Source organism: Streptomyces sp. NPDC091271 (assembly GCF_044757505.1).
Classification (GTDB): Bacteria; Actinomycetota; Actinomycetes; order Streptomycetales; family Streptomycetaceae; genus Streptomyces.
Genome location: NZ_JBIVVD010000001.1, coordinates 773506 through 785699 on the forward strand (window position 1 = coordinate 773506; position 12194 = coordinate 785699).

Below are 12194 nucleotides of genomic sequence, written 5' to 3' on the forward strand. Positions count from 1 at the left end.
GGGCGGCGGGGCTGGTGTTTTGGCGTCGGCGCGCGGCCGCGGGGCCGGGGGCCTGGGGGCCAGGCGGGGGGGGGGGCCCGGGGGGGGGGGGGGCCCCCCCCCCGGCCCCCCCACCCCCCGCCATCACTCCGTACGCAGCCCGTCCGGGCGCATCAGTCGCCACAGCAAGGGCAGGGAGAGCGCGGTCACGGCCACGATGAGGGCCCCGCCCGCGCCCGCCATCGGCAGGAACAGCCACCACTGGGTGACCGACTTGGCCAGCATCCACGTCAGCACGGCCCCCAGCCCCAGGCCGCCGGCCGTCGCGACCAGCAGGCCGACGACCACGGGGAGGGCGGTCTGCCAGAGCACCGACCAGCCGAGGGTGACCCGCCTGGTGCCGAAGGCGACCAGCACCGACAGCAGCCGCTTGCGCTCCCGGAGCTGTTCCAGCTGCGAGACCAGCATGGACGCGGCGATCAGCATCAGAGTGGCCACCGCGCCCAGCCGCAACGCCGTCTGCACGCTGGAGTACTGGCGGTCGCGCGCCACGGAGGTCAGGGTGGCGACCCGCATCGCGGGGTCGATCCTGGCCGCCGTGTTCCGCACGTGCTCGGCGACGTCGTCCACGCCCTGGTCGACCCGGATCTGGGCCGTGATCTGGGCGTTGGGCAGGGTGCCCGGGTCGATCGCGCCGGGCGTCGCCATGATGCCCCAGTGCTCCTTGCCGAGCGGGTCGAGCCCGGTCCGCACGGTCCGGGCGCCGGCCGGCAGGGTCCAGAGCATCGACTTGGCGCCCGGCTCCAGGCCGTGGCCGGAGTTGAGCTCGATCTCCTTGCCCTTGCGGGCCGTCTCGTCGACCCAGTCGGCCTGCTCCTTGTCGCCCTTCGGGTGGGCGACGAAGACATCCCCCTCCTTGCAGGAGCCGATCGGCGCCAGCTCCTTCAGGGTGGCGCAGTCGCCGACGGTCAGGGTGGTGGTGGGCTGGATCTCGTCCTGCCCGTACGTCCCCGGCCTGGTCACGTACGTCTCGACCGTGCCGATGACCGTCTCGACGCCTTCGGTGGCCCGGAAGTCCTCGATGGTCCTGGTGGCGGCCTCCCCGCTCACGTCCTCGGAGAAGGTGGTGAACTGCGCCCGTGACGGGTCCTGCCCGGTCATCCGCTCGAAATCGTCCCCCACGGCGGCGAACAGCATCTGCAGGGCGACCGCGCCCGCCACCGCGACCGTGATGCCGCTGACCGCGCGCGACGCGGCCCCGCTGGTCAGCTGGAGCCTGCGGACGGCGAGCTGCCAGGGGAGGGGCCCGCCGCGCAGCCGTTCCACGACCGCCTCGACCAGCCAGGGGAGCAGCAGCGCGAGCCCGACCAGGATCAGCACGGCGCCGGCCGCGATCGGGTACGGGTTGACGGGGGTGAACTCGTCGACCCGCCCGGTCAGTGCCAGCACGGCGATTCCCGTGGCCGGTACCAGCAGCCGCCACCAGAGACGGCGCCGTCGGCCGACGGCGTTGCGCACGACGCCGAGCGGTTCGATGACCACGGAGCGCAGGGCGGCGAGGGTGACGAGCACCGCGGCGAGGGGGACCGCCATCGCGATCAGCGCGGCCAGCCACCCAGCGGGGACCAGGTCGGACGGGAAGGCGCTGTGGCCCCACAGTTCCACCTCGCCCACGAACCTGCGGCCGGCCAGGAAGAACACCGCCCCCGCCAGCAGGCCGAGCAGCGAGCCGAACAGGGCCTCACCCGCCGCGATCCTGCGGGTCGCCCGGATGTCCGTACCGACCAGGCGCAGGGCGGCCAGCCGGCGGTCCCGGCGTTCGCCGCCGAACCGTACGGCGGTGGCGATGAAGATCGCTACGGGGACGAGGAGCACGACGCAGATGATGATGACCAGGACGACCAGGGCGGGCGGCAGCTCGTCGCTCCAGTCCCTGTCCCCGTAACCGCCCACCCGGTGACCGCCGGTGGCCGGGGTCAGGGTGTCGCTGCCCGCGTAGTAGTACAGCTCTCCCGGGGAGAGCAGGCCCGCGTCACCGATCGTCGCGGAGATCCGGTACGGGAGGCGTTCCTTGAGGAGGCTGCCCTCCGGCGAGGCCAGCAGCTCCTTCAGGGCGGGTGAGGCGACCATCTCGCCCGGGGCGGGGAGGGACCCGACTCCGGGAGGGGTGACCGGGTGCGCGCCGTCGGGCCGCATCAGGAAGCCGGTGACGACCTGTCCCCGGAACTCGGTCTCCGCGCCGATCCGCAGCACGGTGGTGTCGGACTTCTCGACCTTCCCGTTCCAGGAGGCCGCGCCCTCCGCCCGGGCGCGGTCGCGTGCGGAGCGCTCGTCCAGCAGATGGGGGACCGACGAGGCGACCAGCAGCAGCGCCACACCGAGGCCGACCCCGACAGCCGTGAGCGCGGTCCGCGCCCAGCCCTCGCGTCCGCCCGCGGCGGCGAAGCGTATGCCGAGGCCGAGGTCACGCAGCCAGGTCATACGGCGTACTCCAGATCGCGGCACCGGCCGTCGCGTACGACGACGTCGCGGTCCGAGTACGCGGCGACCCGCGCCTCGTGCGTGACGAGCACGACGGCTGTGTTCGCCAGGCGCGCGGACTCGGTGAGCAGCTCCATCACGCGCTCGCCGTTGAGGGAGTCCAGCGCCCCCGTCGGCTCGTCGGCGAAGATCACCTTGGGGGAGGCGACCAGGGCGCGGGCCACGGCGACGCGCTGGCCCTGGCCGCCGGACACCTGGCCGGGGCGCTGCGCGGCGAGGTCTTCGACCTCCAGGCGCTCCAGCCATCCCCGGGCGGTGCGTTCGGCCTCCTTGCGCTTGACGCCGTTGAGGCGGAGCGGCAGGGCGACGTTCTCCACGCAGGTCAGCTCGGGGACGAGCTGACCGAACTGGAAGACGAAGCCGAAGTCGCTGCGGCGCAGGGCGCTGCGCTCGGCGTCGGACATCGCGGACAGCTCACGGCCGCCGTAGCTGATGGTGCCCGAGTCGGGGGTGACGATCCCGGCGAGGCAGTGCAGCAGCGTCGACTTGCCGGAGCCGGAGGGGCCCATGACGGCGACGACCTCGCCGGGGTGGACGGAGAAGGAGGCGCCGTCGAGCGCGGGGGTCGAACCGTAGACCTTGTGGAGGTCGTGGGCGGCGAGCAGGGAGCCGGCGGGGGTCACGGGGCGACCACCTCGGCGAGCTTGCCGAGCCGGGCGGCGGTCAGTTCCAGCCAGCGCAGATCGGCTTCGAGGTGGAACAGGGCGTGGTCGCAGATCAGCTGGTCGGCGAGGTCGCCCTGGCGCTTGCGGTCGGTGAGGATGCGCATCAGGCGCAGGTGCTCGGAGCGCTGGGCGTCCAGGATGTCGGCGGCGTCGCGGCCGGTGAGCAGCGCGAGGACGACCTTCGTGTACAGGGTCGACTGCAGATACGGCTCGGGCTTCTCGGGCTGCGCGAGCCAGGAGCTGACGTCGGTGATGCCCGCGTCGGTGATGGCGTACCGCTTGCGCTCGGGCCCGCCGTCCGTCTCGACGCCGTCGACCTCGACGAGCCCGTTCTTGAGCAGGCGGGACATGGTCGCGTAGACCTGGCCGTAGTGCAGGGGACGATCGTGCCCGAACTTCTCGTCGAAGGCGCGCTTGAGGTCGTAGCCGTGGCGGGGGCCGGACTCGAGGAGCCCGAGGAGGGTGTGACCGATTGACATGGCGCGCACTATACATGGCATGTATACGCGGCATGCATACGACTCCGAGGGCGCGAGGCGGGCCGCCTCAGGGGCTCCGCCCCCGAACCCCCGCGCCTCAATCGCCGGCGGGGCTCAGGTGTGCCGGGCCTGTGCCGGGTGGGTGCAGGGGCGGACACCCCCTGGCTCGGGGGGCCGAATCGAGCTCGGCCGGGGTCACTCCGGTGGTTCGGGCCGCTCCGGGGGCGGGCTCTTCGGGGGGCGGCCCCGGCGCGGGATCGGCGCCGCGCCGCCCGGGAGCCGGCCCGCCTCCGCCAGCGCCCGCCGCAGCAGGAACTCGATCTGCGCGTTCGCGCTGCGGAGCTCGTCCGACGCCCAGCGGGCCAGCGCGTCGTGCACCGCCGGATCGAGCCGCAGCAGCATCTGCTTGCGGGCGGGGCCGCGCCGGGCCGGCCGGCCGGGGGGAGGGGCCGCGTCGTCGGTCACTGGTAGAGCGTGCCCGTGTTCAGGACCGGCTGCGCCGCACGGTCGCCGCACAGCACGACCATCAGGTTGCTGACCATCGCCGCCTTCCGCTCGGAGTCGAGCTCGACGATGTCCTGCTCCGCGATCCGGGTCAGCGCCATCTCGACCATGCCCACCGCGCCCTCGACGATCTGCTGGCGTGCCGCGACGACCGCACCCGCCTGCTGCCGCTGGAGCATCGCCGAGGCGATCTCGGGGGCGTACGCGAGGTGGCTGAAGCGGGACTCGATGATGCGTACCCCCGCCGCCTGCACCCGCGCGGTGAGCTCGACCGCGAGCTTCTCGGTGATCTCCTCGGCGTTGCCCCGCAGGGAGAGCCCGCCCTCCTCGTGGGCGTCGTACGGGTACTCGATCGCGATGTGCCGGACCGCTGCCTCGGTCTGCGTGGCGACGAACTCCAGGAAGTCGTCGACCTCGAAGAGCGCCTGCGCGGTGTCCTCGACCTTCCAGACGACAATCGCCGCGAGTTCGATCGGGTTGCCGTAGGCGTCGTTGACCTTCAGGACGGCCGTCTCGTGGTTGCGGACCCGGGTGGAGATCTTGCGGCTGGACGTCAGCGGGTTGATCCAGCGCAGGCCGTCCGCGCGGATCGTGCCGACGTAACGGCCGAAGAGCTGGATGACCCGGGCCTCGCCCGGAGCGACCATCTTCACACCGCTCATGCAGAAGAAGGAGGTGACGGTCAGGAGCAGCCCGAGGACGAAGAGCGGGATGCCGACTCCGTTGTGGCCGTCGGAGCCGAGGACGCCGCCGATGATGGCCAGGGCCACGCCGAGGAACACCCCGAGGACGGTCAGGAGCAGGCCGAGACCGCCGGGGATGGAGTGGGCGGTCACCTCCCTGACCTGGGGTGCGGGCATCTCAGGGGCGTCGGGCGTCAGGTCGGCGCCGGGGCCGGTGGTGCCGGGCAGGTCGTGTGGTGCGGACATGGGTCCCCCGTTTCGTACGGCATAGCGCCGCGCTAGCAATGTGATTACACATTAACGCTCCTCGCAACCTTGTGCACCCCTCACGAGTCGGTTCCTGCAGGAGTGGGTGCTGATTCTCACGCCCGGAAAAGACCGGATCGCTTGCCATTTGTCCGGGCTTTCAGTGTTAGCTGGCAGGTCTGACCGGATCGGTACGAGCAGACGAACAGGAGCACCACAGCGATGGGTCGAGCGGATGCGCGACGAGCCCAGGGGCGGGGAGCGCGCCGGGCCGCCCGGAGCGGCGGCATACGCCGGCTCTTCACCTGGCAGAAGATCCTGGGCACCTTCTTCGGTCTCTGCCTGCTCGTGATGGGCGCCTTCGCGGCCCTCTACGTGTACGTGGACGTGCCTGAGGCCAACGCCCAGGCCCAGAAGCAGAGCAACGTCTACAAGTACAGCGACGGCACGCTCCTCGCCCGGAGCAACTCCGAGGTCAACCGGGAGATAGTCGACCTGGACGTCGTGCCGAAGGCGGTCCAGCACTCCTTCGTCGCCGCCGAGAACAAGTCCTTCTACCGGGACCAGGGCGTCGACCTCAAGGGCACCACGCGCGGCCTGCTCAACACGCTCTCCGGCAAGGGCAAGCAGGGTGGATCCACGATCACCCAGCAGTACGTGAAGAACTACTACCTCACGCAGGACCAGACGGTCAGCCGCAAGCTCAAGGAGCTGGTGATCTCCCTCAAGGTCGACCAGCGCATGAAGAAGGACGACATCCTCGCCGGGTACCTCAACACGGTCTACTACGGACGCGGCGCGAGCGGCATCCAGGCGGCGGCGCAGGCCTACTACGGGGTCGACGCCAAGGATCTCGACACCGCCCAGGGCGCCTATCTCGCGGCCCTGCTCCAGGCCCCCAGCCAGTACGACTGGGCGAACGCCACCCCCGGCGGCAAGAAGCTCGTCAAGGAACGCTGGGCCTACACCCTGAACAACATGGTGGACGAGGGCTGGCTGGACAAGGCCGAGCGGGACAAGATGACCTTCCCCGTCCCGGACGCGCCCAAGGCGGCCCCCGGCATGGAGGGCCAGACCGGCTACCTCGTCGAGGCCGCGAACGACGAGATGAAGCGGCAGGGCGTCACCGAGGAGGAGCTGGACGCCGGCGGCTGGACGGTCACCCTCAACATCGACAAGAAGCGGCAGAAGCAGCTCGAGAAGTCGGTCGCCGACCAGCTGGAGAACCAGCTCGACCGCAAGAACAGCAAGGTCGACGCCACCGTCCAGGCCGGTGCCACCTCCGTGGACCCGAAGACGGGCAAGGTGGTCGCGATGTACGGCGGTGTCGGCGCGACCGAGCACTACATCTCCAACGCCACCCGCCAGGACTACCAGCCGGCCTCCACCTTCAAGCCGCTGGTGCTCGCCTCCGCCCTGGAGAACGAGTCGGTCACCCAGGACGGCAACCTGATCGGCCTGAACACGGTCTACGACGGCACCAGCAAGCGCCCGGTCGTCGGCAGCGACACCCCGTTCGCCCCGCAGAACGAGGACGACATCAGCTACGACAGTCCGACCGTCCAGAGGGCGATGGACAAGTCGATCAACTCCGTCTTCGCGCAGATGGTCGTCGACGTCTCCCCGAGCGCCGTGAAGAAGACCGCGCTGGACATGGGCGTACCGGACAAGAACTTCCCGGAGCGTCCCGCGATCACGCTCGGCACGATGAACGCCTCGACGTGGGACATGGCCGGGGTGTACGCCACGCTCGCCAACCACGGCAAGAAGGTCACCCCGACCATCGTGAAGTCCGCCGAGCACCGCGACCGCGCCATGGAGCCCGTGGACGGCGTGGGCGGCCAGGCGATCAGCCGGGCGTCCGCCGACACCGTGACGAAGGCGCTGACCGAGGTCGTCGACATCGGTTCGGGCCGGGAGGCCAACACCTCCGCCTACGACGCGGCCGGCAAGACCGGCACCTCCGAGGACAACAAGGCGGCCTGGTTCACGGCCTACACCCCGGAGCTCACCACGGCTGTGGCTCTCTTCGGTGAGTCCACCGCCGAGGGCGGCGGCCAGGTCAGCCTCACCGGCACGGCCAACTCCGGCCGGGCCAACGGTGGCGGGTTCCCCGCCAAGATCTGGGCCGACTACACCCTGGGCGCGCTCGGGGGAGGCTCCGACGCCACATTCGACCTGCAAGGAGTCGAAGAGGGCGAGACGCCGGTGACCGAGACCCCCTCGGCCACCCCGTCCGAGACCGAGGAGCCGTCGGAGACCCCGTCCGAGGAGCCCGAGACGCCCAGCGAGACGCCGAGCGAGACCCCCAGCGAGGAGTCGCCCCCGGCCGAGACGCCGAGCGAGACCCCCTCGGGGTCGCCGAGCGGGTCACCCAGCACGACGGAGGACCCCGAGGACGGTGACTGGCCGCCGGGCGAGCGGCCAGGCAGTGAGGGCGTGCTGGGGCAGTAGTGACGCGTGAGGGGCGGGTGCCGAGCCGGCACCCGCCCCTCACACACGTCCGGCGCCGGCCGCCGTCGGCCTACCGTGGCCGGGGTGGCCCGGGTTGCCCTGGCCGTTCCCTAGGGGGTGGCCATCTCGAACCAGACCACCTTGCCCGTCGACAGCCGGGTCGCCCCCCACCGCCTGGCCAGACGGTTGACCAGGAACAGTCCGCGGCCGCCCTCGTCCGTCTCCCGTGCGCGCCGCTGCCGGGGCAGCTGCGGGGAGTCGTCGCCGACCTCGCAGCGCAGGATGTCCGTGCGCAGCAGCCGCAGCGTCACCGGCCGCTCCGCATAGCGCACAGCATTGGTCACCACCTCGCTGACCAGCAGCTCCACCTCGTCCGACAGGTCGTCCAGACCCCACCGGCTCAGCGCCCTGCGGGCCAGCCTGCGGGCCCGGCCGGGCGCCGCGTCCTCCGGCTCCAGGAACCAGTACGCGACATCGCTCGGCGCGATCCCGTCGAACCGCGCCGCCAGCAGGGCGATGTCGTCGTCCCGGTCGCCGGGACCGAGCATGTCCAGCACGTCGTCGCAGAGCGCTTCCAGCGGCGGCGAATGGTCAGGGCCCGTCAGCTGGGCGGTGGCGGCGAGCCGCTCCCGCAGGATCTCGATGCCCGTCCAGACGTCCCGTATCCGGGACTCCACCAGGCCGTCCGTGTACAGCAGCAGCGTGGCCCCGGCCGGGGCGTCCAGCTCGACGGCCTCGAAGTCGACCCCGCCGACACCGATCGGCGCGCCCGGCGGCACCCGCAGCACCTCGGCCCGGCCGCCCAGGTGGAGCAGCACCGGCGGCGGATGGCCGGCGTTGGCGATGGTGATGCGGTGCGCGACGGGGTCGTACACCGCGTAGAGGCAGGTCGCCATGCGGTCGCTGCCGAGCCGCTGCGCTTGCTCGTCCAGATGGTGCAGGACCTCCTGCGGGGGCAGATCGAGGCCGGCCAGGGTCTGCGCGGTGGTGCGCAGCTGGCCCATGATCGCCGCGGACGTCATGGAGTGGCCCATCACGTCACCGACGACCAGGGCGACCCGGCTGCCGGGCAGCGGGATCGCGTCGTACCAGTCGCCGCCGACCCGGGCCGTCTCGGCGGCCGGGAGGTAGCGCGAGGCCAGGCGTACGCCCGTGGGCTGCGGCAGGGAGTCGGGCAGCATCGTGCGCTGGAGCTCGTCGGCGATGTACGCCTCGCGGCCGTACAGCACGGCCTTGTCGATGCCGAGCGCGGTGTGCGTGGCCAGCTGGGCCGCCACCAGGAGGTCGTTCGCCTCGAACGGCGGACGGTCCGTGCCGCGCAGGAAGACGGCGGCGCCGATCACCCGGCGCCGGCCCCGCAGCGGAGCCAGGATCGCGCGGTGCCCGGTCGGTACGGTCCGGCCGGCCCCCAGCAGCTCGGGCAGGGCGACGCGGGCCGCGGCGGAGTCCCCGAAGACCGGCCGCACCCCGCGGAGCACCTCGGCGAGCGCGCCGCCCGCCCGGATCTCGCACAGGTCGGCGGCCGGCAGCAGCCCGGCCTGCGGGTCGGTGACGGACAGCCGCAGCCGCTCGCCCTCCGGCCCGCTCTCGCTCTCCTCGTCGGCCAGCCGCAGCCTGTCGGTACGCCGCAGCCGCAGCACGAAGGGGTTGACGGGCCTCTCGTCACCCACCGGGAGCGGGTCCCGGAGGTAGACGAGTATGGCGTCGGAGAACGTGGGCACGCTCGCCCGGCAGAGGCCCAGCACGATCTCGTCCAGGTCTATGCCCCGCGCGATCCGTCGGGTCGCCGCACCGACGAACCGCAGCCGGTCCCCTTCGCGCCGGGTGACCGTCTGGGTGTCGGCGACGGGAGCGGCCGCGTCCGCGCCGGGCGCGGGAGTCGGTACGGCGTTCGCCACCGGGCCGTTCGCCGGATGCGGCACCGGGGAGGGGCCGGGGATCGCGGCGGTGGCAGCGGCGCCCGGCGGGGCCTCCTCCTGCCGGGGCCGGGCGCGTTCCTGCGGCCGGGCGGCGAGGGGCTGCCGGCCTTCGTGGGAGGTGGGGTGCTCCGTCACGCGTGGGATTCCGTCCGTCCGGGCCGGTTGTATGAGGCAATCACCTTGTGAGGCGCCACTGTGCCCCGGCAAGAGCGGTGAGAACAACGGCTGTCACCGGATGCCCCTGGAAAAGGGGCCGAAACCGTACGGCCACCAGGGCGACCGGTAAGGGGTCTTCCGGTGGCCGGGCAGCGGACAGCGAACACGTCTCCACCCCTCGTAGTGGTTCGTGCGTCCGCACGGTCCACCCGGCTCCGTAAGCCGTGTGCCCCATGCGGTGCGTTCGGTGACTGGTGGTCAGGCCCCTGACCGGTCACGCCGGTTGTGGCGCGTCGGTCCGGCGGAGCGGTTCATGGAGGGTGATCCTACGTTTGCCCCCCTGGGGTGCATCAAGGGTCTCACGACGGCGTGGGGGCGGTGGTGCGGTCCCAGTCATCAGGCAGCGGGGGGACCTGCCACCTGGGGTCGGGCCGCCAGTGCTCCCATCCGTCGCTGAACGGTGCTCCCCAGCGCTGGATCACCTCGACGGCCGCGAGCCCCGCCTCGCGCACCCGCCGGGCGGTGGCGTCGTCCATCAGCCCGACCGCCTGCGCCTGCGCGAACTCGTCCTCGTCGAGCCACTCCCAGCTGTGGTCGGGACGCACCGAGATGTCGAGGAAGTGGTCCTGCGAATCCACCCCGCCCGACCAGCGTGAGCGCGGCTCCTCGAGGTTGACGTACCAGTTGCGGAACAGCCAGCCGCGGTCCCAGAACAGCCAGACCGACCAGGGGTCGCCCGGTCTGGCGAGCTTCAGCACACCCGAGCCGAACCACCGGGACCGCACCGTGGTGCGTGGGCGTGTGTAGCGGGTGGCGAGCGGCTCGGCGTGCACCTGGGTGCCGTCGGCGAGGACCGGCCTCACACACTCGGTGCCGGACGCCATCCACACGGCGAGCAGTTCGTCGGTGTCCTGGACGACGGTGACCGGCCGGCAGATGTGGACCGCGTGTCCCTCACCGTCGCCCGGTCTTCCGTTGTCCCGGTACCGCCAGAGGATCCGGTCCCCCGGCGACCAGCGCCCGCCGTCCCCCGCACCCGCCCCGGTGCCCGCTCCCGTGCCCGCTTCCGTCGCTGTCATGAAGAGATCTTAGGGACGGCTCCCCGGCCGCACAGTGCGTTACGCGTCAGGGCCGGGTCATACGCAGCACGTCCAGGGCCTCGTCGAGCTGTTCCGTCGTCAGGTCACCGCGCTCGACGTAGCCTCCGGCCAGCACCGTCTCCCGGATCGTCGTGCCGTCGGCCAGGGACTTCTTGGCGACCTTCGCCGCCTGCTCGTAGCCGATGTACTTGTTCAGCGGGGTCACGACCGAGGGCGAGGACTCCGCGTACTGCCGGGCCCGCTCCACGTTCGCCGTGATGCCGTCGACCGTGCGGTCGGCGAGCAGGCGGGAGGCGTTGGCGAGGAGCCGCACGGACTCCAGCAGGTTCTTCGCGATGACCGGAAGCATGACGTTGAGCTCGAAGTTGCCGGCCGCTCCCGCCGCGGCGACCGTGGCGTCGTTGCCCGTCACCTGGGCCGCGACCATCAGCACGGCCTCCGGGATGACCGGATTGACCTTCCCCGGCATGATCGACGAGCCCGGCTGCAGGTCGGGCAGGTTGATCTCGGCCAGCCCGGTGCGGGGCCCGGAGGCCATCCAGCGGAGGTCGTTGGAGATCTTGGTGAGCGACACGCCGACCGTGCGGAGCTGGCCCGACGCCTCGACGAGCCCGTCCCTGGCCCCCTGCGCCTCGAAGTGGTTGCGGGCCTCGGTGAGCGGCAGACCCGTCGTGCGGGCGACCTCCGCGATCACCGCGGCGGAGAACCCGGGCGGGGTGTTGATCCCCGTGCCCACCGCCGTGCCGCCCAGGGGGAGTTCGGCGAGGCGGGGCAGCGAGGCGTGCAGCCGCTCCACGCCGTGACGGATCTGCGCCGCGTAGCCGCCGAACTCCTGCCCCAGGGTGACGGGGGTGGCGTCCATCAGATGCGTACGGCCCGACTTCACGACCTCCGAGAATTCGGCCGATTTCCGCTCCAGGGCGGTGGCCAGGTGTTCGAGCGCCGGGATCAGGTCGGCGGTGACCGCGGCGGTCGCGGCGATGTGGATCGACGATGGGAACACGTCGTTCGACGACTGGGAGGCGTTGACGTGGTCGTTGGGGTGGACCTCGCGCCCGAGCCGCTCCGTGGCGAGTGTGGCCACGACCTCGTTGGTGTTCATGTTGGACGAGGTGCCGGAACCCGTCTGGAACACGTCGACGGGGAAGTGCTCGTCCCAGCGCCCCGCCACCACCTCCGCCGCGGCTTCCTGGATCGCGTCCGCGATGTCCGGATCCAGCACCTTCAGCTCGGCGTTGACCTTGGCCGCCGCTGCCTTGATCCGGGCCAGGGCCTCGATGTGGGCCCGCTCCAGCCGCTGCCCGGAGATGGGGAAGTTCTCCACCGCGCGCTGTGTCTGTGCCCGCCACTTCGCGTGGGCGGGCACCTTCACCTCGCCCATCGAGTCGTGCTCGACGCGGTACTGCGTGTCCTCGGCCGGTTCGCCCATGGTGTTGTTACCTCCTGCTGGAACGAGCGCGGTCGGCGC

9 protein-coding genes are annotated in these 12194 nt (G+C 71.9%); 1 reads left to right on the forward strand and 8 read right to left on the reverse strand.

Annotated elements, in window-relative coordinates:
• Positions 1 to 123: 123 nt before the first annotated feature.
• The 5 genes from ACIQM3_RS03860 to ACIQM3_RS03880 all read right to left on the reverse strand — a co-directional run bounded on the left by ACIQM3_RS03860 (position 124) and on the right by ACIQM3_RS03880 (position 5097).
• The gene (locus tag ACIQM3_RS03860) at positions 124 to 2460 is read right to left on the reverse strand and encodes an ABC transporter permease (protein ID WP_401618324.1); all 2337 of its coding nucleotides are present in this window, start codon (positions 2458 to 2460) and stop codon (positions 124 to 126) included.
• Positions 2457 to 3143: an ABC transporter ATP-binding protein gene (locus tag ACIQM3_RS03865; RefSeq protein ID WP_401618326.1), complete on the reverse strand. Its 687-nt coding sequence runs from the start codon at positions 3141 to 3143 to the stop codon at positions 2457 to 2459. The genes ACIQM3_RS03860 and ACIQM3_RS03865 overlap by 4 nt, the downstream gene beginning before the upstream one ends.
• The gene (locus ACIQM3_RS03870; protein WP_104788700.1) at positions 3140 to 3664 is read right to left on the reverse strand and encodes a PadR family transcriptional regulator; all 525 of its coding nucleotides are present in this window, start codon (positions 3662 to 3664) and stop codon (positions 3140 to 3142) included. The genes ACIQM3_RS03865 and ACIQM3_RS03870 overlap by 4 nt, the downstream gene beginning before the upstream one ends.
• Positions 3665 to 3859: 195 nt before the next feature.
• A complete protein-coding gene (locus tag ACIQM3_RS03875; RefSeq protein ID WP_401618331.1) occupies positions 3860 to 4129 on the reverse strand; it encodes a hypothetical protein in 270 nt (89 codons plus the stop codon).
• Positions 4126 to 5097, reverse strand: coding sequence for an SPFH domain-containing protein (locus ACIQM3_RS03880; protein ID WP_401618334.1), 972 nt, complete (start codon positions 5095 to 5097; stop codon positions 4126 to 4128). The genes ACIQM3_RS03875 and ACIQM3_RS03880 overlap by 4 nt, the downstream gene beginning before the upstream one ends.
• A 222-nt stretch (positions 5098 to 5319) precedes the next feature.
• Between ACIQM3_RS03880 and ACIQM3_RS03885 the strand changes: the two genes are divergently transcribed.
• On the forward strand, positions 5320 to 7551 hold the full coding sequence (locus ACIQM3_RS03885; RefSeq protein WP_401618337.1) for a transglycosylase domain-containing protein: 2232 nt from the start codon (positions 5320 to 5322) through the stop codon (positions 7549 to 7551).
• Positions 7552 to 7661: 110 nt separating this feature from the next.
• Here the strand turns inward: ACIQM3_RS03885 and ACIQM3_RS03890 are convergent, their stop codons facing one another.
• The 3 genes from ACIQM3_RS03890 to ACIQM3_RS03900 all read right to left on the reverse strand — a co-directional run bounded on the left by ACIQM3_RS03890 (position 7662) and on the right by ACIQM3_RS03900 (position 12155).
• Entirely contained in the window at positions 7662 to 9605 is a 1944-nt protein-coding gene (locus ACIQM3_RS03890; RefSeq protein ID WP_401618340.1) for a SpoIIE family protein phosphatase, read from the reverse strand.
• Between the two features lie 380 nt (positions 9606 to 9985).
• Positions 9986 to 10705 (reverse strand): DUF402 domain-containing protein, encoded by a 720-nt coding sequence (locus ACIQM3_RS03895; protein ID WP_401618343.1) that lies wholly within the window; start codon positions 10703 to 10705, stop codon positions 9986 to 9988.
• Between the two features lie 46 nt (positions 10706 to 10751).
• Positions 10752 to 12155, reverse strand: a complete 1404-nt coding sequence (locus tag ACIQM3_RS03900) for a class II fumarate hydratase (RefSeq protein ID WP_401618346.1) — start codon at positions 12153 to 12155, stop codon at positions 10752 to 10754.
• Positions 12156 to 12194 lie beyond the last annotated feature (39 nt).

Coding starts and splice junctions, on each gene's coding strand:
- ACIQM3_RS03895 (WP_401618343.1), bottom strand. CDS start 10,705: ATGACAGCGACGGAAGCGGGCACGGGAGCGGGCACCGGGGCGGGTGCG.
- ACIQM3_RS03880 (WP_401618334.1), bottom strand. CDS start 5,097: ATGTCCGCACCACACGACCTGCCCGGCACCACCGGCCCCGGCGCCGAC.
- ACIQM3_RS03900 (WP_401618346.1), bottom strand. CDS start 12,155: ATGGGCGAACCGGCCGAGGACACGCAGTACCGCGTCGAGCACGACTCG.
- ACIQM3_RS03860 (WP_401618324.1), bottom strand. CDS start 2,460: ATGACCTGGCTGCGTGACCTCGGCCTCGGCATACGCTTCGCCGCCGCG.
- ACIQM3_RS03885 (WP_401618337.1), top strand. CDS start 5,320: ATGGGTCGAGCGGATGCGCGACGAGCCCAGGGGCGGGGAGCGCGCCGG.
- ACIQM3_RS03870 (WP_104788700.1), bottom strand. CDS start 3,664: ATGTCAATCGGTCACACCCTCCTCGGGCTCCTCGAGTCCGGCCCCCGC.